The sequence below is a fragment of the Salinicola sp. NYA28a genome (assembly GCF_976982775.1).
Genome location: NZ_OZ334582.1, coordinates 3,673,650 through 3,693,772, shown reverse-complemented (window position 1 = coordinate 3,693,772; position 20,123 = coordinate 3,673,650). Strand labels below are relative to the sequence as shown.

The 20,123-nt window shown below is 63.4% G+C and carries 17 protein-coding genes; 10 read left to right on the top strand and 7 right to left on the bottom strand.

Features of this window, described 5'->3' with window-relative positions; genetic code table 11:
* The first annotated feature begins 132 nt into the window (after nucleotides 1–132).
* Nucleotides 133–1,782 (top strand): glucan biosynthesis protein, encoded by a 1,650-nt coding sequence (locus tag ACWHY3_RS16610; RefSeq protein ID WP_448127031.1) that lies wholly within the window; start codon nucleotides 133–135, stop codon nucleotides 1,780–1,782.
* Between the two features lie 167 nt (nucleotides 1,783–1,949).
* On the opposite strand, the gene ACWHY3_RS16605 is transcribed toward ACWHY3_RS16610, so the two are convergent.
* The 3 genes from ACWHY3_RS16605 to ACWHY3_RS16595 all read right to left on the bottom strand — a co-directional run bounded on the left by ACWHY3_RS16605 (nucleotide 1,950) and on the right by ACWHY3_RS16595 (nucleotide 4,506).
* Nucleotides 1,950–3,158 carry a sulfotransferase family protein gene (locus tag ACWHY3_RS16605; protein WP_448127030.1) on the bottom strand — a complete coding sequence of 403 codons (1,209 nt, stop codon included), beginning with the start codon at nucleotides 3,156–3,158 and terminating at the stop codon, nucleotides 1,950–1,952.
* Nucleotides 3,155–3,883, bottom strand: coding sequence for a hypothetical protein (locus tag ACWHY3_RS16600; protein ID WP_448127029.1), 729 nt, complete (start codon nucleotides 3,881–3,883; stop codon nucleotides 3,155–3,157). The genes ACWHY3_RS16605 and ACWHY3_RS16600 overlap by 4 nt, the downstream gene beginning before the upstream one ends.
* A 230-nt stretch (nucleotides 3,884–4,113) precedes the next feature.
* On the bottom strand, nucleotides 4,114–4,506 hold the full coding sequence (locus ACWHY3_RS16595) for a hypothetical protein (protein ID WP_179208859.1): 393 nt from the start codon (nucleotides 4,504–4,506) through the stop codon (nucleotides 4,114–4,116).
* A gap of 352 nt (nucleotides 4,507–4,858) precedes the next feature.
* Between ACWHY3_RS16595 and ACWHY3_RS16590 the strand changes: the two genes are divergently transcribed.
* Both ACWHY3_RS16590 and ACWHY3_RS16585 read left to right on the top strand, forming a co-directional pair.
* Nucleotides 4,859–6,217 (top strand): Na+/H+ antiporter family protein, encoded by a 1,359-nt coding sequence (locus ACWHY3_RS16590; protein WP_448127028.1) that lies wholly within the window; start codon nucleotides 4,859–4,861, stop codon nucleotides 6,215–6,217.
* Nucleotides 6,218–6,372: 155 nt separating this feature from the next.
* A complete protein-coding gene (locus ACWHY3_RS16585; RefSeq protein WP_332779624.1) occupies nucleotides 6,373–7,509 on the top strand; it encodes a M42 family metallopeptidase in 1,137 nt (378 codons plus the stop codon).
* A 119-nt stretch (nucleotides 7,510–7,628) separates the two neighbouring features.
* On the opposite strand, the gene ACWHY3_RS16580 is transcribed toward ACWHY3_RS16585, so the two are convergent.
* From ACWHY3_RS16580 to ACWHY3_RS16565, 4 genes are all read right to left on the bottom strand, one after another.
* Nucleotides 7,629–8,573, bottom strand: a complete 945-nt coding sequence (locus ACWHY3_RS16580) for an efflux RND transporter periplasmic adaptor subunit (protein WP_448127027.1) — start codon at nucleotides 8,571–8,573, stop codon at nucleotides 7,629–7,631.
* A gap of 13 nt (nucleotides 8,574–8,586) precedes the next feature.
* Nucleotides 8,587–8,802 (bottom strand): DUF1656 domain-containing protein, encoded by a 216-nt coding sequence (locus tag ACWHY3_RS16575; RefSeq protein WP_179208858.1) that lies wholly within the window; start codon nucleotides 8,800–8,802, stop codon nucleotides 8,587–8,589.
* The gene (locus tag ACWHY3_RS16570; protein WP_448127026.1) at nucleotides 8,792–10,873 is read right to left on the bottom strand and encodes an FUSC family protein; all 2,082 of its coding nucleotides are present in this window, start codon (nucleotides 10,871–10,873) and stop codon (nucleotides 8,792–8,794) included. The genes ACWHY3_RS16575 and ACWHY3_RS16570 overlap by 11 nt, the downstream gene beginning before the upstream one ends.
* Nucleotides 10,874–11,200: 327 nt before the next feature.
* On the bottom strand, nucleotides 11,201–11,833 hold the full coding sequence (locus ACWHY3_RS16565) for an OmpW/AlkL family protein (protein WP_448127025.1): 633 nt from the start codon (nucleotides 11,831–11,833) through the stop codon (nucleotides 11,201–11,203).
* Nucleotides 11,834–12,235: 402 nt separating this feature from the next.
* Here ACWHY3_RS16565 and ACWHY3_RS16560 point away from each other — a divergent pair, with 402 nt between their 5' ends.
* From ACWHY3_RS16560 to ACWHY3_RS16530, 7 genes are read left to right on the top strand one after another with little or no spacing between them, the layout of a single operon-like run.
* The gene (locus ACWHY3_RS16560) at nucleotides 12,236–13,378 is read left to right on the top strand and encodes a transporter substrate-binding protein (RefSeq protein ID WP_448127024.1); all 1,143 of its coding nucleotides are present in this window, start codon (nucleotides 12,236–12,238) and stop codon (nucleotides 13,376–13,378) included.
* Nucleotides 13,375–13,962 carry an ANTAR domain-containing response regulator gene (locus ACWHY3_RS16555; protein WP_110634116.1) on the top strand — a complete coding sequence of 196 codons (588 nt, stop codon included), beginning with the start codon at nucleotides 13,375–13,377 and terminating at the stop codon, nucleotides 13,960–13,962. The genes ACWHY3_RS16560 and ACWHY3_RS16555 overlap by 4 nt, the downstream gene beginning before the upstream one ends.
* Nucleotides 13,959–14,807 carry an ABC transporter permease gene (locus tag ACWHY3_RS16550; protein WP_110634119.1) on the top strand — a complete coding sequence of 283 codons (849 nt, stop codon included), beginning with the start codon at nucleotides 13,959–13,961 and terminating at the stop codon, nucleotides 14,805–14,807. Before ACWHY3_RS16555 ends, ACWHY3_RS16550 begins: the two co-directional genes overlap by 4 nt.
* Nucleotides 14,807–15,733 (top strand): ABC transporter permease, encoded by a 927-nt coding sequence (locus ACWHY3_RS16545; protein ID WP_448127023.1) that lies wholly within the window; start codon nucleotides 14,807–14,809, stop codon nucleotides 15,731–15,733. Before ACWHY3_RS16550 ends, ACWHY3_RS16545 begins: the two co-directional genes overlap by 1 nt.
* A 19-nt stretch (nucleotides 15,734–15,752) precedes the next feature.
* Nucleotides 15,753–17,369 carry an ABC transporter substrate-binding protein gene (locus ACWHY3_RS16540; RefSeq protein WP_448127022.1) on the top strand — a complete coding sequence of 539 codons (1,617 nt, stop codon included), beginning with the start codon at nucleotides 15,753–15,755 and terminating at the stop codon, nucleotides 17,367–17,369.
* Nucleotides 17,369–18,316, top strand: coding sequence for an acetamidase/formamidase family protein (locus tag ACWHY3_RS16535; protein WP_448127021.1), 948 nt, complete (start codon nucleotides 17,369–17,371; stop codon nucleotides 18,314–18,316). The genes ACWHY3_RS16540 and ACWHY3_RS16535 overlap by 1 nt, the downstream gene beginning before the upstream one ends.
* 8 nt (nucleotides 18,317–18,324) lie before the next feature.
* Nucleotides 18,325–20,097 (top strand): ABC transporter ATP-binding protein, encoded by a 1,773-nt coding sequence (locus ACWHY3_RS16530; protein WP_448127020.1) that lies wholly within the window; start codon nucleotides 18,325–18,327, stop codon nucleotides 20,095–20,097.
* The last annotated feature ends 26 nt before the right edge of the window (nucleotides 20,098–20,123 follow it).

Genomic DNA, 20,123 nt, shown 5'->3' with positions numbered 1-20,123 from the left:
GAGTCGCGATTCGGCCAGGGAACCTGCCCGGCGCGAAGACGTCTGATGAACGATTCTCTTCGGTGCAGCCTGATTCGCGATGATCGGGTATGCTGCCAATTCGACTGCCGACACACAAAGGATGGGGTGTTCATGGATCGTAGAAGTGTGCTGAAAAGCGCGATTGCCCTGGCTGCCTGGTACGGCCTGCCGTCAGCGCCACTGTTCGCGGCGGCGCGCGCCACCAGCGATATCGCCGATGGTGAGTCCGAAGCCTTCAGCTTCGATTGGCTGCAGCAATTCGCCAGGGATCTGGCATCCAAGGCGTATCAGAGCAACGTCGAGCAGTTACCGCCGACCCTGGCCAATCTCACGCCGCAGAACTACAACGCCATCGGCTACGATCCCGACCATTCGTTGTGGAACAGCATGAATGGTCCGCTGGACATCCAGTTCTTCCATGTCGGCATGGGATTCAACCAGCCGGTTCGGATGTACTCCATCGACCCGCAGACCCAGCAGGCCAAGGAGATCCATTTCCGCCCCGACCTGTTCGAATACGCCAAGGCCGATGTCGACGTCTCCCAGCTCGAGGGGCAGGGTGATCTCGGCTTTGCCGGGTTCCGCGTGTTCAAGGAGCCGTCGCTGACCGAGCGGGACATCGTCTCCTTCCTCGGCGCCAGCTACTTCCGGGCCGTCGACGACACCTACCAGTACGGCCTGTCGGCACGCGGCGTGGCGGTCAACACCTATACCGACGGCAAGACCGAGGAGTTCCCGGCGTTCACCCGCTTCTGGTTCGAGACGCCGGAGAAGGGCGCGACGACCTTCACCGCCTATGCGCTGCTGGATTCGCCGAGCCTGGCCGGTGCCTATCGCTTCGTCATTCACTGCGAGGAGGAGCGCGTGGTGATGGACATCGACAAGCACCTCTATCCGCGCGAGTCGATCGCCCAGCTCGGCATCACGCCGATGACCAGCATGTTCAGCTGCGGCACGCAGCAGCGCGACATGTGCCTGACCTTCCACCCGCAGATCCACGACTCCGACCGGCTGTCGATGTGGCTCGGCAACGGCGAGTGGGTCTGCCGGCCGCTCAACAATCCGCCGCGGGTCCAGTTCAACACCTTCGGCGACGACAATCCCAAGGGGTTCGGGCTGCTGCAGACCGATCACGACTTCAAGAGCTACGAGGACATCGTCGCCAACTACCACAAGCGCCCCAGCCTGTGGGTCGAGCCGAAGGGGCAGTGGGGCAAGGGCGAGATCCAGATGCTGGAGATTCCCACCACCGGGGAGACCATGGATAACGTGGTCGCGTTCTGGAAGCCGGAAAAGGCGATCGAGCCGGGGCAGGAGCTCAATTACGGCTACAAGCTCTACTGGAGCGCACAGCCGCCGGTGAAGCCCGAGCTGGCGCGAGTCCGCAAGACGTTCACCGGCATCGGCGGCTTCCCCGAGGGCTGGGCGCCGGGAGAGCACTACCCGAAAGTCTGGGCCCGGCGCATCGCGGTGGATTTCGTCGGCGGCGAGCTCAAGCACTTCTACGACAACGACATCGATATCAAGACCCAGCTCGACGTGCCGGAAGGCGACGTCAAGCAGCTCGATATCCTGTGGGTCAAGGAGATCGAGGGTTTCCGTATCCAGTTCGACTGGTACCCGACCAGCGACTCCACCGATCCGGTCAACATGCGGCTCAACCTGCTCGCCGACGGCAAGACGGTGAGCGAGACCTGGCTTTTCCAGTATTTCCCGACGCCGCCGGAGGAGCGGGAGTATCCGGCGCATCCGGCAAGCTAGATCAGACGCAAATCTGTAGGAATCAACGGGGCGGCCATCTGGCCGCCCCGTTTCTTTCAGGTGTCGTTAGCGCTACTTTCACCGCAACACGAGCCTGTGCCGGTCGTAGGCTTTCAGCCCGATGCCGCTTTTCAAGCGCCGAAGCCGGCGCAAGCCGAAGCCCGTCACTAGTACCCGAACCGCGCCGCGACCGGGCCGGTGATCTCGGCGATCATCGCCACTTCCGCATCGCTGAACCTGGGCTTGTAGTAGGTCGGTGCGTGCAGGCCGCTGGCGGCTTCCGCCAGCGCTTGCGGCTCGAGTTCGAGCTCGGCATGGTCGAAAACCGCCTGCAGGCTCTCGCGAGGCGTGCCGCAGAGATCTTCGTAGCGCACGATGAGACACGCCTTGCGCAGCTCGGGATCCTCGTTCAGCGTATCGGCGAGGTGAGCATAGATGGCGGCCCAGTAGCGCGCCCATCCCTCGATTTCGTTGCCGGCTTCCCACAGCGCGGTGATGCGCCGGGTTGCCTCGTCGTTACCCACGTTGATCGCCCGCCGGTCGAGACCGAACTCGTAGTGCCCTACCCGGCGCATGTGCTCCAGCGCGCGTGGTTCGCTGGTCTCGCCGGCCACGAACAGCGCCTGCTGCTTCATCAGCGAGGCGATGTGCCAGACCGGGTCTCGAATCACCAGCACGAATTTCGCCTGCGGATAGAGCCGGTGCAGATAGCCCAGCCGCACCAGGTTGTAGTTGCCCTTGGCGACGTAGCGGTGGCGCTTGCGCACCGCAAGCAGCTTGCGGATATGTTCGTCGTAGAAGCGCTCGAAGGCGGGATGCTCGGCATGGCGTCCTTTCACCGAGCTCCGGGTCGGATCGTGGGTTTCGGGAAAGAACGCCATCCACAGCATCTCCTCGAACGCCTCCGGGCTCTGCGAGGTCACTTCGATGCCGTCCTTGTGGGCGCGCTCCTGCGCCTTCTCCTGGCCCTGTTTCTGTGACTGAGGGACCAGCGCCAGCCAGCGGTTCCACCAGTAGGGCGTCAGCAGCGGCGGAAAATCGACGTAGCGATGGGTCGCCACGGCGGGGTGGGAGGCGAGATGCTCGAGCAGAATGGTCGTGCCGGAGCGGGCGAGGCCGGCGACGTAGACGGGGCGATCCACGCGTCTATCGGCGATCGCATCCTGCACCGCTCGCGTTTCCAGGTTGCCGAGCTTGATCCAGGTGCCGGGCTTGCGGTGAATCCAGCCCCCCAGCCAGTGCATCCAGCCGGGCACCACGAAGCCGGGGTCGCTGACCTTGCCGCTGGCGGCCGGGCTGGTGCCTGCGTTGCCGGTACCTGCGTTGCGGGATTCGACCGGCCGGGAGGTCGAATTGTCGGAATCCGAGGTGCTCATTCGATTTTCGCCCAACGATAAGTGAGAAGAGACACGATCGTCATGATCGGAAAGAAAATGGCGAGCCAATGGCGCATCCAGCCCGGCCCGAACGACAGATATTCGGGCTGGGGCAGGTCGAAGGTGATGCGCTCGATGGGGCTCTCCGCCGGCAGGTAGCCCAGCGGGTTGGCGGCCAACCAGTTCCACCAATGGCGCTTTTCGATCACCGGGATAGGGGCAGTCATGGCAACGTTGGCCAGCTCGCTGCTGGCGTCGTTGACGATCACTCGCAAACCACCGCCTTCCCGAGTCCATCGCGCGTCGTAAGGGGTGTCGCTGTTTGGCGGAGTCACTTCCACGGAGGGCGTCACACCCTCTGCCGGCAGCGCGTGGGCGTAGTGGCTCTCCAGCCAGGTCAGTAGCGCCAGCAGCGGCAGGATCGAGACGAACGTGGGCAGAAACACCAGCCCGAGATGCCGGAAGGCGCTGGTGAACTGGTCGCGAATCAGCGGGCCGGCATCGCTGAACTCCCCGTCGAAGTCATTGAGTCGCCTGCGCGCCGTGCGCGCTTCCCGTTTGGCATGGGCGATCCTGCCTTGCGGTGACACCAGCCGATACAGGAACAGCGTGCCGACACCGGCGATCGCCGCCCATACCACCAGCCGCAGCGTGGCGGGCAGGACGCTTTCCATCCCGCCATCGATGGCGGCGAAGATCGGATCCGGCAGATCCAGTAATCCCATGTGTCCTCCTGACACCAGCCCATCGTCCGCGCGTCACTGGCTACCGGAGCCGAATGCCCCGGCAGGATGACGAGCGCGCAACGCGGGCATTTGAATCCAGGCTTCTAAACTCAGGCTTCCAACCCCGGGCTTCCAACCCCAGGCTTGCTGGAAGAGACGGGCCGACGGCGACGCCTTGCCGGCCCGCTTTATGGGTATTCAAGAGATGATATTGCCAAGGCGTGACGCCGCTAGGAGCGATGTCCGGCGTGGGGCGCTCCGCGCTGACTCTCCTCGACGCGGGCGGTGGTCGGTGGCGACTCCGGATCCTGGGCAGTGCGGGCCTGGGCCGTGCTCGTACCGCTCTCGGCGGTGCCAGTCTCGAAGGTACTATTCTCGGCCGCGCCGCTCTCCGCCGAGGCGGCGGCTTCGGCCTTGCGTCGGCGCCGCATGCGCCGGATCGGCCACATGATGACGAAAAACAGCGCCATGCCGATCGCGGCGATGATGCCCCACAGCGCGGTCAGCAGGCTCAGCCCCGCGCCCGGGCCCACATAGGCTTCCGCGGCGAGTGGCAGGGTAGCGCCGATAGCGATGAGGACGGTCGGCAGGCGTGTGGCGTGTCGTTGGGTCGGTCGAGTCATGACGGTTACCTCTCAGTGGCTGAATCAGCCCCTTCAATCACCCCGAGGGCACCCCGACGTCGATGTCGTCACGTGGGGCCACTCCAGCCGACGCTTGTGGCGTCGATCATTATGGTCAGTTCAGCTTAAGCGGGGTCAGCCGGAAATTGAATGAGGTTTTTTGTTAGCACGTTCGCCGACATTGGCGTCGTTTTGTAATCAAGAGTGAGCTGGGTAACCATGAGTTCCGCTATCGGCCGGGCCTCGCTTCCGGAATTTTTCTGGCGTTCGCCGACTGGGTCGATATCATCGGCGGCTTCGTCTGCCGGTTGCGCTAGGCAGGCACGATTCACGGTTTGAAATGGGGCGATGCATGAATGCTGTGGTGCTGGCCATTCTGATAATGGTCACGTTGAGTCTGGCGCGGGTCTCGGTCGTGTTTGCGCTGATCGTCGCCGCGCTCGTGGGTGGGTTGTATGCCGGCATGCCGCTGGGCGGGATTCTCGATGCCTTCAATGGCGGGCTGGGCAATGGGGCGACGGTGGCGATCTCCTACGCGGTGCTGGGGGCGTTCGCGGTGGCGCTGTCACGCTCGGGCATCACCCAGGCGCTGGCCCGTCGCGCCATTGAGCGATTCCATCTCGAGGGCTCCGGCCCCCGTCGGCGCCGCGTGGTGCTGGCCCTGCTGGGCTGCCTGCTGCTGGCGGCGATCAGCTCGCAGAACCTGATTCCTGTCCACATCGCCTTCATTCCGATCCTGGTGCCGCCGCTGCTGACACTGATGAATCGGCTCCGGCTGGATCGCCGTGCGGTGGCCTGCGTCATTACCTTCGGGATCACGGCGCCCTACATGCTGCTGCCGGTCGGGTTCGGCGCGATCTTTCTCAACGACATTCTGCTCAATAATCTCAACACCAGCGGTGCGGAATTCGGCCTGCAGGTCGAGGCGGCCCAGGTGCCGCTGGCGATGGCGATCCCGATCGGTGGCATGGCGTTGGGCCTGCTCATTGCTGTCTTTTTCAGCTATCGCCGCCAGCGCACCTACGAAGACCGGGCGCTGGTAGGCCAGCAGGACAGCGAGGAGCCCGCGTCGGCCGGCGCTGATCGCCCCCTTCGCGGCTGGCAGAAGATCGTGCTGGCTGCGTCGTTGGTCGGCACCCTGGTCGTCCAGCTGTTGACGGATTCGATGGTGGTGGGCGGTCTGTTCGGCTTCGCGCTGCTGTCGGCCAGCGGCGTGTTCCGCTGGCGGGAGCAGGACGACGTGTTTACCGAAGGCATGCGGATGATGGCGCAGGTCGGCTTCATCATGATCGCGGCGGCCGGTTTCGCCGGCGTGATGCAGGCGACCGGCTCGGTGGAAAGCCTCGTGACCAGCTCCGCGGCGATGATCGGCGATCACAAGGGGCTGGCCGCGCTGATCATGCTACTCGTAGGCCTGTTCATCACCATGGGGATCGGCTCCTCGTTCTCGACCATTCCGATCATCGCCTCGCTCTACGTGCCGCTGGCGCTGAGCTTCGGCTTTTCGCCGCTGGCGACCGTTGCGCTCGTCGGCACGGCGGCAGCGCTGGGCGATGCCGGTTCGCCGGCCTCGGATTCCACTCTGGGGCCGACTGCCGGGCTCAATGCCGACGGCCAGCACGACCATATCTGGGACAGCGTGGTGCCGACCTTCCTGCACTACAACGTGCCGCTGCTGATCTTCGGCTGGGTCGCGGCGATGGTGCTCTGATTTCGGGCTCCGGGCTCCGGGCTCCGGGCTTCGAGCGACGGTTGACGGGCGACGGGAGCCGGCCTCGGGAATGCGAAGAGCAGCGTTGGCGGGTGGTGCCTGTTAAGCTGGCCGACTATTAGCGGAAATACATTGCCTGAAACAAGGAGCTCGAGATGAGCAAAAGCGCTGATAAAACGCCCAAGAATACCAAGACGACCAAGCGCAACGCGGCGCCGCTGAACGCGGATGCGATGACGTTTCTGGAGCGCTATCTCAACAACGCCTCGCCGACCGGCTACGAGTGGGAAGGCCAGAAGCTGTGGATGGAGTACCTGCGTCCGTACGTGGATGAGTTCATCACCGACACCTATGGCACCGCCGTCGGCGTGATCAATCCGGACGCCGAGTACAAGGTGGTGATCGAAGGTCACGCCGACGAGATCTCCTGGTACGTCAACTACATCACCGACAATGGCCTGATCTACGTCATCCGCAACGGCGGCAGTGACCATCAGATCGCGCCTTCCAAGCGCGTCAACATTCATACCGACAACGGCATCGTGCCGGGCGTGTTCGGCTGGCCGGCGATCCACACCCGCCGTCAGGGGCCGAAGGAGAAGCCGCCGGAGCTCGACAACATCTTCATCGACGTCGGCTGCAGTACCAGGGATGAGGTCGAGGCGCTCGGCGTTCACGTCGGCTGCGTGATCACCTACCCGGATGAATTCTTCGTGCTCAATGGCGACAAGCTGGTCTGCCGCGCCATCGACAACCGCATCGGCGGCTTCATGATCGCGGAAGTGGCGCGGTTGCTGAAGGCGCGCAAGCAGAAGCTCGATTTCGGCCTCTACATCGTCAACGCGGTGCAGGAAGAAGTGGGCCTGCGCGGCGCGGAGATGATCGCCGAGCGCCTGAACCCCAACGTCGCCATCGTTACCGATGTCAGCCACGACACCTCGACGCCGATGATCGAGCCCAAGCGCGAAGGCGCCAACAAGATCGGCGACGGCCCGGTGATCTGCTACGCCCCGGCGATCCAGAACAAGCTGCGCGAGCGGCTGATCAAGGTCGCCCAGGAGCAGAAGATCCCGTTCCAGCGCCTGCCGCGTTCGCGGGCCACCGGCACCGATACCGATGCCTTCGCCTACAGCAATTCCGGCGTCGCCTCGGCGCTGATCTCGCTGCCGCTGCGCTACATGCATACCACCGTCGAGATGGTCCACAAGCAGGACGTCGAGAACGTAATCGAGCTGATCTACCACACCCTGCTCGACATCAAGCCCGGCGAGACCTTCAGCTACTTCGAGTGAACGACTTCGAGTGAACGACTTCGATTGAACGGCCTTCGCGTGAATGGCCCTCGATTGAACAGCGTTTATCCCGCTGCCCGCGCCCCGACGAGCGATCGTCGGGGCGTTTTCGTATGGGCTCAGATACTGATCAACCCTTCCCACCACTGGCGAATCGGCTTCCACCAGTCGGGCGCCTCTTCGCGGCCCTGGCGGTCGCTCTCGAGGTAGACGGTGGCGGTGAGGCCGGCGGAGAGCTTGGTGCCTTCGGGGATCTCGTCCAGCGCGATGCGAACGGGAATCCGCTGGGAAAGGCGTACCCAGTCGAACGAGGCGTTGACCGAGGCAAGGCCGTTTTCCTGGCTGCTCAGGCTGCTGTCGCTGATACCGCGGGCGAAGCTGTCGACATGCCCCCAGATGGGCTCGTCGCTGGAGAGCAGCTGGACCCGAACGGGCGCGCCGACATCGATGCTGTCGAGCTTGGTCTCCTCGAAGTAGCCCAGCACGTAGAAGCTTTCGGCATCCACCAGGGTCATGGCATCGGTGCCTACGGTCACGTACTGCCCGGGTCGCAGCAGCAGGTTGGTGACGTAGCCGTCGACCGGCGCCCGCACCGTCGCACGCTCGAGGTCCAACTCGGCCTGCGCGACCGCGACCCGCGCTTGCTGCACGGCGGCCTGGGCCGTGGCCAGCGCGAAGCGGGCGTTGTCCTTGTCCTCCTGGGAGACGTAATTCTTCAGACGCTGGCGACGGCTGTTGGCGGCCTGTGCTTCGTCGCGCTGCTGCGTCAACTGGTTGAGATTGGCCCTGGCTTCGTTCAGCGCCAGCTGGTAACGCTGCTGGTCGATGGTGAACAGCACATCGCCTTTTTTCACCAGTTGGTTGTCGTGCACCTCGAGGCTGTCGACGATGCCGGCGACATCGGTGCCGAGATTGACCACATCGGCACGAACGCGACCGTCGCGGGTCCACGGATCGTGCATGTAGTGATCCCAGATCTGAGCAACGCCAATGACCGCCGCGATCACCACAGCGATGGTCAACACTAGCCGCAGCGTCTTGCGGAGTCCGGTAGGCCAATTCATGAAGGTCTTTTCCTCATCCAGCGATCGGCAGCGAGCCCGTCAGGGCGAGTACCGACCACAACAGCAAAGCGTAAATCGCGATATCCAGCAGTACCGGTTGCGAGAACCAGTGATAGAGCCCCAGGCGCACGAACACGCGCCGCAGGATCAGATAGAGCCCGAGGGCCAGCAATACCGGCACCGTCAGCGGCGGTATCAGGAAGCCCAGGAACGACCATTCAGCCAGCATGTCGAGTGTCTCCGGTGGTTGCCCTGGACGCATCGTGTTCTTCGTCCGCGCGGGCCTCGAGTACCACGCCCGGCGCTTCTCGCATCAGATGCCCCAGCATGGCGATCTCGCCGATGCTGGCGATCGGCAGGCGGGTTTCATGATAGAGCCGTTCGACCCAGGCAATGGCCTCGTCAGCCAGCTCGTGCCAGACGGCCGGATCGTGATGGCGGCGCGACACCACGCGAGTGCCGATGTCGCCGAGCCAGGCTTCGATCTCCGCGCGGTGGGGGCCGAGTGCCTCGCGCAGACGCCGGATTCGCCACACGCACAGTGCCAAGGCATGCAGGTCGATCGCCTCGCTGACCGAGCGATCGCTGCCACCCAGCGCGACCAGCCGGCCCAGACGGTCGTAGAGACGGCTCTCCAGGCGGGCGCGATTGGGCAGCGATTTCTCCCGCAGCAGCCGGCTCAGGCCGCGCCAGTAGGCGGCCATCAGCGTCTCGATGCGTTCGCCGGGCGAGCGCTGGCGAAACAGCGAGTAGGTAATCATGGCGGCAATGGTCCCGATGATCGAAGCCAGCCCGCCGTTGATGTAGCTCGAGGGCGAAAACGTATAGGTCGAATGGAGGTTGAGCAGCGTCATCATGGTGATGGCGCCGGCCATTCCCATCAGCGACCAGCGGGGGTGCGGCGTCATCAGTGTGCCGATGGCGACCGGGATGCCGATGGCGATCGCCAGTAGCGGGAACCCGTTGATCACCGGTAACACCAGAAACAGCAGAACCCCGCCCAGGATGACCGCGGCGATCGACCCCCACAGGAATTGATTGACGATGGCGGCCGGGTTGGGCGCCTTGGCGAACAGCATGATGAAGACGCCAAGCAGCATCATGGCGAGATAGCCCGAATGCCAGCCGCTATGAACCCAGACCTGACCCAGCAGCTCGAAGGCGATGAATACGCGAAAGGCGTTGAAGCGGGCGACGAAGTGTTCGTTGTGCGCGGCGCGGGAGCGGCGCTCGCGGGGCAATGTCTTGACCTTCGACGAGGTCGGATCGTTGAGCGCGTTGCGCAGCCGGCGGCCGTGTTGCAAAAGCCCCAGCACTTCGCCCAGGCGCTGTCGCACCAGCTCGGCACGGGTGCGGGTGCGTGGCTCCACCGCCGCTTCGTCCCACTCGAAATCGGCCAGCAGCAGGCGTTCGGTTGGCCTGCCCTCCGGCTCGGCCTCGATCGCCGTCAGCAGCGGCTGCGCCTGCCGGCTCAGCTCGGCCAGCCAGCGCTCGCCATCCTCGCAATCGCGCAGGTAGTCCAGCGCCGTTTCCAGTTCGCGGACGGCGGTGATCAGCGCCAGACCATCGCTGGCAAATCGATCCAGCGCCGGAATGAAATGGCTCAGGCGGCGAGTCTCCAGCCGCGTCAGCCCGCGCAGCGTCTCGAACTGCTGATAATGCTGGAACAGCGTCTTCAACTGCGCATCGCGATCGTCGCGAGCGCGAGGTTCGGCGAGCGTTGCCAGCGTTTCGGTGGCGGCCCGCGAGAGAAACTGGGAAAGCGCGCTCGGCAGGGCATGACTGCCATAACGCGGGGCAATGACCACATGCATCAGCAGCCCGCAGCCGATGCCCAGCGCCGTTTCGCTGAAGCGCCCTTGGGCCACGGACCAGATATCCTCGATGCCGGTACCGATCGCGGTCAGCGACACCAGCGTCGAGGTATAGCCGCTGAGCATCATCACGTAGCCGATGTATTCATCCGGCTCGAGTATTACCCAGTACATGCAGAAGGCCAGCCACGCGCCGGCAAACAGCAGATAGAGCATCGGCTGCTGGCCGAACAGGGCGATCAGTACCAGACCGACGATAGCGCCGAACAGCGTGCCGAACAGGCGCGCCAGGCTGCGGCCGATGATGATGCCGATCGGCGGCGTACCGCCGGTGAACATGACCGGCTGCAGAGTCACGATCATCACCGCCAGGATGGCCCAGGCGGGCTGGTAGAGATCGAGGCGCATGGACAGGAACAGTGCCAGCCAGACGGCCAGCACCGTTCGCAACGCCAGTAACCAGTGATCGGCAGAAATTCGAATCATAAATGACCAAAACCCGTGAATGCGGGCATCCACGGGGCATTTCCATGGGCACAACCACGGAACATTCATTCCACGGGGCAGTGTATTGAAGCGCAATAAAGGTGTATCAAAGCGCCATAAAAGTTAGGCTGCGAATGATCACATTGTCTTCAACTTATGTCTATAGCTTTGTGCAGATAGCTTGATGCAGAAGCGTCGGATGTAGGCGGAAGAGTCGGATGTAGGCGGAAGCGTCAGACAGGTTGGGTGGTAGGGAGGGGAGAAAACGAAAAATGGCCACCAAGCGGTGGCCATGAGATGACCGGTTTGGGTCCGAATCCGGCGGCTTCAAAAACGGTAGCCGATGCCGCCCATCACCACCCAGGGGTCGATGTGAACGGTGGTGTCATAGGATTGGCCACCGACCTCGGCGGTCGCGTCGGAGTCGATGTCGAGATACCAGGCGGCGGCGTTCATCGACCAGTGATCGTCGATCAGCAGGTCCACCCCCAACTGGCCGGCGGCACCCCAGGAGTCGTCGAGATCGAGACTGCCGACGTCCAGGTCTTCATCGGAGAAATGGGTGTAGTTCACGCCTGCGCCGATGTATGGCTGGACACGAGACTGAGTGCCACCGAGCGGATAGTACTGCAGCGTCAGGGTCGGCGGCAGATGCTTGGTCGAGGCCATCTCGTTGCCGTTCAGGTCGATATCGTGCTCGAACGGTTCGGCGGCCAGCAGTTCGACGCCCCACTTGTCGAGAAAACGGTAACCCAGCGTGAAGGCGAAGCCGGTGTCGTCTTTGACATCGACATCCATGTTCAGACCATCGAAGTGGCCGTTGTCGCTCTTGGGCGAAACCTTGGCGACCCCGAAATGGGTGAACACATCACCGGCACCATAGGCAAAGGCATTACCGGCGCTCAGCGCGGTGACCAGCGCCATTCCGGCGACGGAGAAGCGATGAAGAATCGTGTTCATGATGATGCTCCCTTGTCCTTATGACTGACATTGACTCGCCTCGGAATCGGTAGCCTCGAAGGCGACGATGTCAGCATACGCCTCAATAACCTTATTGTTAGTGTGGTTATTTGCCGCAAGGTATTCTTCTGGCGCTCACTCGTGGTGCAGCTTTGTCCGAAGTGGGGCGAATTTGGTGCACGAGGCTTCGAGGTACGACCTCATGGAAAAGGTAAAAATAATTAACTGTTTGTTTTTAAATGAAAGCGAGCGGCGTTGGCACGTTTTTACCATACAGTTCAATAGCAAGTAGGGCCTGGCTAGTCAGCCTGTAAATCTTGAACAGAACAGCGCGCCACTCGGCGCTTGGCAATGAAGCCCGGATGTCTTCCCGACGTCTGGGCTTTTTTTGTGGAAACGACCATGACATTCACGTTATCCATCGGGCTGCTCTACTCGACGACCGGCACCTACCAACGCCTCAGCAACAATGCGCGCAGCGGTGCCTTGCAAGCCGTCGCCGATATCAATGCCGACGCGACATCGGGTGTGACGCTGGAGGTGCACGAGTACGATCCGCATGGCGAACTCGAAGCCTATCATCAGGGCGTCGAGGCCTTGTTGGCGCGGGGCGTGCGGCACTTGGTGGGCACCACGACCTCGGCGAGCCGCAAGGATATCGTGCCGGATGTCGAGCGCGACGATGCCCTGTTGTGGTACGCCTGCCCCTACGAAGGCTTCGAGTGCAGCGAAAACGTGCTCTATTCCGGCGGTTGCCCGAGCCAGAACCTGGTGCCGCTGCTGGCCTATGCCCTGCGCGAGCACGGCAAGCGTGGCGTGCTGATCGGCTCCAACTACGTGTGGGGCTGGGAGAGCAACCGCATTGCCCGCGAACTGGTGGAGGCCGCCCATGGCCGTATCGTGGCGGAGAAGTACTTCCACTTCGGCGATTGCGACTTCGACGCCATCATCACCCGGATTCTGGGAGGTGCCACCGACTTCGTGCTCAACAACCTGGTCGGCGAGTCCTCCTATGCCTTCCTGGCCCAGCTCGATGCCGCCTGTGAGCGCCAGGGCACTGCCATCACCGTACTCAGTTGCAACTTCACCGAGTGCGAGCTGCCGGCGATTCCTCGCTTGCGGCACGTGCGCCTGCTGTCGTGCGGCCCCTGGTTCGATCATTCAGGAAACGGCTTTAGTGCGCGCCAACGGGTGCGCCATGGCCCGCAGATCTATTCGAGCTGTTACACCAACGCCTACAACGCCGTGCAGTTGCTGGCGCGAAGCTGTGCCGCGGTGGGCAGCGACGACCCCGCAGCGGTGCTGGCGTGGCTGCATGCGAACTCGCATACCACCTTGATGGGCGAGTTGGCGTTCAATCCGAGCAACAACCATCTGGCGCTGCCGTGCTGCATCGCCGAAGCAGGGGACGAGGGGTTCCGCATCGTGCACCGTGAAAGCGGTGTGCTGGACGCCGACCCTTACCTGACCCGCACCGGTATCTCCCAGTTCCGCGACGTGGTCGGTGCCGCGCTCACGTCGCCCCGCTTGAGGGTCGTGAAATGAACGCGGAAACCTTGACTCCCCGGCTGCTGCTGGTGGATTGCGAGCCACGCTCGCAGGCGATGCTCGACAAAAGCCTGGCGCGTCTGGGCTTGCATGGCTGGGCCGTGGCCGAGGATGCCGAGATCGCCCTGACGAATGTCGATGGCGTGATCGTTGAATTGGATCACTTCGCCAGCCCGCGCCTGCTCGAGGCGGCCCGCGCGGCAGGCCTGCCGATCGTGGCGATGACCCACCACCAGACGCTATCCCAGATCCAGCGCGCGCGGCGGCTGGGCGCCACGGCGATCCTCAACAAGCCGATCACCCAGCATACCGTCTATACCACGCTGGCCATGGCACGGACATTACGCGAGCGGCTCACCGAGCTCGAAACCGCTCATAACCGGCTAGCCGCGCAGGTGGACCAGCAGGGGCTCATCGCCCGGGCCGTGGCGTGCATCATGGTCAGCTCAGATCTGGATGAAGCGCAGGCATTCGAGCGTTTGCGTAGCGATGCCATGTCACGACAGCTCACCCTGGTGCAGGCCGGCGAGCGGCTGCTGACGCAGATGGCGCCCGCACGGCGTCAGGGAGGAGCGTCATGACGGTGCTCAAGGCGTTGCTCAAACGCAAGACCGTAGCCATCGCGCTGTTCTATATCCTGATCGTGGTCGTGGCGGCGATCTTCGCCCCGTGGCTGGCGCCGTACGACCCCACCGAACAGTTCTTCGAAGGGCTTTCGCTGGAAGGCGCGCCGTTGCCGCCCGACGGCGAGTTCTGGCTGGGCACGGACTTGCTGGGGCGCGATTTGCTCTCGCGAGTCATCTACGGCGCGCGTACCTCGTTGATCATCGGCATCGTCTCCAACGGCATCGCGGTGGTGATCGGCACCCTGGTGGGCGTGACCGCGGGCTTCGTTCGCGGCTGGCTGGGCTCGGTCCTGATGCGACTGACCGATTTGATGATGGCCTTTCCGGCCTTGCTGCTGGCCATCGCGCTGGCGGCGATCCTGCAACCCAGCCTGTGGATCGTGGCGATGGTCATCGCCATGGTGAACTGGGTGCAGATCGCGCGCGTCATCTATTCGGAGACCATCTCTCTGTCATCGAAGGACTTCGTGGCGGTCGAGCGCACCATCGGGGTCAGCGCGCCGCGCATTCTGTTCTCGCATCTCCTGCCGCATTTGCTGCCGACCATCCTGGTCTGGGCGACTCTAGGCATCTCTACCACGGTACTGCTCGAAGCCACGTTGTCCTTCCTGGGAGTCGGCGTGCAGCCGCCCATGCCGAGCTGGGGCAACATCATCTTCGAGAGCCAGACCTATTTCATCTCCGCCATGTGGCTGGTGCTGTTCCCCGGCATCGCCATCATCGCGCTGTCGTTGAGCTTCAACCTGGTCGGCGACGCGCTGCGCGACGAGCTCGACCCGACACTCAAAGGAAGACGCTAATGGTCTGGTACATCGCCAAGCGCATCGCCTATTCGCTGCTCATACTGCTGGGCGTGACCTTCATCACCTACCTGCTGCTCTACATGATTCCTGCCGACCCTGCGCGGCAGATCGCCGGCCGCAGCGCCACCGCCGAGGTGGTGGCCAACATCCGTCATCAACTGGGGCTGGATCTGCCCTTCTACGAACAGTACGTCCGTTATCTGGGCAACTTGCTGCAGGGCGACCTGGGGCGCTCCTACGTGCAGCGCTCGGAAGTCTCGACGCTGCTCGCCTCGCGGGTGGGCCCGACGCTGCAACTGATGGCCGCCGGTATCGGCTTCGAGCTGCTGATAGGCATCACGCTGGGTATCGTCGCGGCGCTCAAGCGCAATTCGGTACTCGATCAGGTGCTGATGGCGTTCTCGTTCATCGGCGTGTCCTCGCCGCATTTCATCGCCGCGATGCTGGCGCTGTATTTCTTCGCGGTCTATCTCGGCTGGTTTCCGCTGGGCGGTTACGGCGGCGTCGAGCACCTGCTGTTGCCGGCCATCACCCTCGGTGTGCTGGGCAGCGGCTGGTACTCGCGCATGGTGCGCTCGTCGATGATCGAGGTGTTGCACCAAGACTTCATTCGTACCGCGCGCGCCAAGGGGCTGGGACGGGCGCGCGTGCTGCTGTGCCACGTGCTGCCCAACGCCATCGTGCCGGTGATCCCCATGATCGGGATCGACATCGGCATCTTCATGAGCGGGCTGGTCGTCGTGGAGTCGGTGTTCGGCTGGCCGGGCCTGGGACAACTGGCCTGGCAGGCCATCCAGCAGGTGGATATCCCGATCATCGTGGGCGTCACCATGCTCTCGGCGGTCGCCATCGTGCTGGGCAATCTCGTGGCCGATCTGGCCGTGCTGTTTGTCGATCCGCGCATCGACGTCACCCAAACCTGAAACTTAAGGGAACAATGCCATGAACAACAAATTGAAAGGCTTCGCTCTCACCGCCCTGTGCGCGACGATCTCGAGCCAGGCGCTGGCGCAACAGACGCCCCAGGAAGGCGGCGAGATCGTGGTCACCTACCAGAACGACGTGGCCACGCTCGACCCGGCGATCGGCTACGACTGGCAGAACTGGTCGATGATCAAGAGCCTGTTCGACGGCCTGATGGACTACAAGCCGGGCACCACCGAACTAAAGACGGACCTCGCCAAGGACTACGAAATCTCCGACGATGGCCTGACCTATACCTTCCATCTACGTGAAGGCGTCACCTTCCACAACGGCCGCGAAATGGTCGCCAGCGACGTGAAATACTCCCTGGAGCGGACGGTCAACCCCGAGACCCAGAGCCCCGGCGCCGGCTTCTTCTCCTCCATCGAGGGCTTCGACGCCGTGGCCTCGGGTGAGGCGACGACGTTGAGCGGTATCACCACGCCCGACGATTACACCGTGAAGATCCAGCTGTCGGCGCCGGATGCGGCCTTCCTGCACATCATGGCGCTCAATTTCGCCTCGGTGGTACCCAGGGAATCGGTCGAGAAGTGGGGCCGCGATTTCGGCAAGCACCCGGTGGGCACGGGGGCCTTCGAATTGCAGGACTGGGCGCTCGGCCAGCGTTTGACCTTCGTCAAGAACGACGACTACTACCGCGAAGGCATTCCGTATCTCGACCGCATCGACTTCGAGATCGGCCAGGAGCCCAATGTGGCCCTGATGCGGTTGCAGCGCGGCGAGGTGGATATCGCTGGCGATGGCATTCCGCCCGCGCAGTTCCTGCAGTTCCGCAACGATCCCGATTTCAAGGATCTGATGGTCATTGGCAACCAGCTGCATACCGGTTACTTGACCATGAACGTCACCATGCCTCCGCTGGACAATGTCGAGGTGCGCCGCGCCATCAACATGGCGATCAACAAGGAGCGCATCGTGCGCATCATCAACGGTCGCGCGATTCCCGCCAATCAGCCGCTGCCGCCGGCGATGCCTGGTTACGACAAGGAGTACGAGGGTTACCCCTACGACGTGGCGCAGGCCAAGGCGCTACTCGAGGAAGCTGGCTACGGCGATGGGTTCGATACCGAGATCTACGTCATGAACACCGACCCGCAGCCGCGCATCGCCCAGGCGATCCAGCAGGATCTGGCGCAAGTCGGCGTGCGCGCCGAGATCAAGTCGCTGGCGCAGGCCAACGTGATCGCCGCGGGTGGCGCCAAGGATCAGGCGCCGATGGTGTGGTCGGGCGGCATGGCGTGGATCGCCGACTTCCCGGATCCCTCCAACTTCTGGGGACCGATCCTGGGTTGCGAGGGCGCAGTGCCCGGCGGCTGGAACTGGGCGTGGTACTGCAACGAAGAGCTGGACGCCGAGGCTGACGCTGCCGACGCCATGGTCGCACCTGACCAGCAGCAGGCACGCGCCGAGCGCTGGGGCAAGATATTCACCACGGCGATGGATGACGCGCCCTGGGTGCCGATCTTCAACGAACAACGTTTCACCGTGCACTCGGCTCGCATGGGGGGCGACGATGCCCTGTACGTGGATCCTGTTCACGTTCCCGTCAACTACGACTATATCTGGGTGAAATGATGTGTGACAACGGACTGATCAAGACCATTCACGGGCACCATTGCCACCTGGGATGGGATAACGCCATCGCCCCGGCCGCGCACGTCGCGCCGGGGACCCGGCTCACGTTCGCCTGCAACGACTCCTCGGGCGGCCATTTCACGCCGACCTCGGATGTCTCCGCGGTGGCCGACATGCCGTTCGACCGGATCAACCCGGTAACCGGACCCATCTTCGTGGACGGCGCCGAGCCCGGCGATGTCCTCGTGGTCCATATCGACGACTTCACTCCGTCCGGCTTCGGCTGGACGGCCAACATTCCCGGCTTCGGGCTGCTGGCCGACCAGTTCGAAACGCCGGCACTGGCCCTGTGGCACTACGATACGCAGGCCATGACCCCGGCCGCGTTCGGCACTCACGCGCGGGTGCCGCTGAAGCCATTCGCCGGGACGCTCGGCGTCGCGCCGGCGGCGCCGGGCACGCACTCGATCGTGCCGCCGCGCCGCGTGGGCGGTAACCTCGACGTGCGCGACCTCGGCGCCGGCAGCACGCTCTATCTGCCGGTGGAGGTCGCCGGGGCCCTGTTCTCGATCGGCGATACCCACGCTGCTCAGGGCGATGGCGAGGTCTGCGGCACGGCGCTGGAAAGCGCCATGGATGTCTCCTTGCGTCTCGACCTGATCAAGCAGACGCCGTTGGCAATGCCTCGGTTTTCGACCCCGGGCCCGGTAACTCGCCATCTCGACGGGGCGGGCTACGAGGTGTTTACCGGCATCGGCAGCGACCTGATGCAAGGGGCCCGTCAGGCCCTGGAAGGGGCGATCGAATGGCTGGTGAAGACACGCAACATGCCGGCGGAGCAGGCTTATATGCTGTGCTCGGTATGCGGTGATCTACGCATCAGCGAGATTGTCGATCAGCCCAACTGGGTGGTGTCGTTCTACGTCCCGCGTGTCGTTTTCGAGTGAGGGATGCCATGACGCCTCCAGAGATGTCGCGGGATTCGCGTGTCCTGTCCGTCGAGCGTCTATCGATCGACATTTCGCATGGGCGCGAGCGCTCGCAGCGGGTCGTCGATGACCTGAGCTTTCAGCTGCATGCCGGTCGAACGCTCTGTATTGCGGGGGAGTCGGGCAGTGGCAAGTCGTTGTCATCTCTTGCCATCATGGGGCTGCTGCCGAAAGTGGCGCGCATGCCGAGCGGTGCGATTCTTTATCAGCAGCGTGATCTGGTCGGGCTATCGGATCGTCAGATGTCGCGGCTCCGGGGGCGCGACATCGCGATGATCTTTCAGGAGCCGATGACGTCGCTCAATCCGCTGATGAGTGTCGGGCAGCAGCTGGAGGAGACGATTCGGCGCCACAAGCTGGATGAAGGAAGAGGGGCGATGCGGCGCGCCCATGAAATGCTTGAAGCGGTACGCGTCCCTCACGTGGAAAAGCGTCTCAAACAGCACCCGCATGAGCTCTCCGGCGGTATGCGTCAACGGGTGATGATCGCCATGGCGATGGTGTGTCGGCCGAAAGTGCTGATTGCCGACGAGCCGACCACGGCGCTCGACGTGACGATCCAGGCGCAGATTCTCGAGCTGATGCGGGAGCTGCAACAGGCGTTCGGTACCGCACTCCTGATGATTACCCACGATATGGGCGTGGTCGCCGAAATGGCTGATGACGTCGTGGTGATGAATCAAGGTGTCGTCGAAGAGCAGGCATCGGCACGTGCACTGTTTACACATCCTCAATCGGCTTATACCCGAAAATTGTTGGCGGCGGTGCCGCGGCTGGGGACGGCTGCGGTGCTGCCTTCGCGTGCCGCTCATCCTCGAGTACTGGAAGTGCGCGATCTCAGCGTCCGTTTTCCGGTCAAGCGTCACTCGCCTTTTTCACCCGCTACGGAGGTTTGTGCGGTAGAAGGCATCAGCTTCGAGCTGGGCGCGGGCGAAACCCTGGGGCTCGTCGGTGAAAGTGGCTGCGGCAAGTCGACGACGGGCAAGGCATTGATGAACATGCTGGCCTATTCCGGCAGCGTAAAACTCGACGGCCGTGAGCTGAAGGGGCTTCAGGGCAAGGCCCTCAAGGCGGTGCGTCGGGATATCCAGATGATCTTCCAGGACCCTTTTGCCGCGCTCAATCCACGCAAGAGCGTGGGGGACCTGATCGGCGAGCTGTTGCTGGTGCATGGTCTGGCCGACGCCGCCGAACGTCGGCGGCGCGTGGCCGAACTGCTCGAGCAGGTCGGGCTGCCGGCCGAGGTGGCACTGCGTTATCCACATCAGTTCTCCGGTGGGCAGCGTCAGCGCATCTGTATCGCCCGCGCGCTGGCGCTCAACCCCAAGGTGATCATTGCCGACGAAGCGGTCTCGGCACTGGACGTTTCGGTACAGGCCCAGGTGTTGGAACTGCTGGAGGATCTGCAGCAACGCTTGAACCTGAGCTACCTGTTCATTTCCCACGACATGGCGGTCATCGAGCAGATCAGCCACCGTGTCGCGGTCATGTACGCCGGCCAGATCGTCGAGATCGGCAGCTGCCAGCAGGTGCTGCACGATCCGCGCCATCCCTATACCCAGCGCCTGCTCTCCGCCGTACCCATGCCGGACGTGGACGCCAAGCGTGACTTCGCCAAGTTGCTGCAGGCCACCGAGGTGCCCGATCCCATCAAGCCCCACGGACATCGGTTACCCACGCTTCGTTATGCCGAGCCACAGGCGGGTCACTTCGTCGCGCTGTCCGCCGCCAGCGCATGAAAGCCGGGGCTAATTGCATTTTCGGC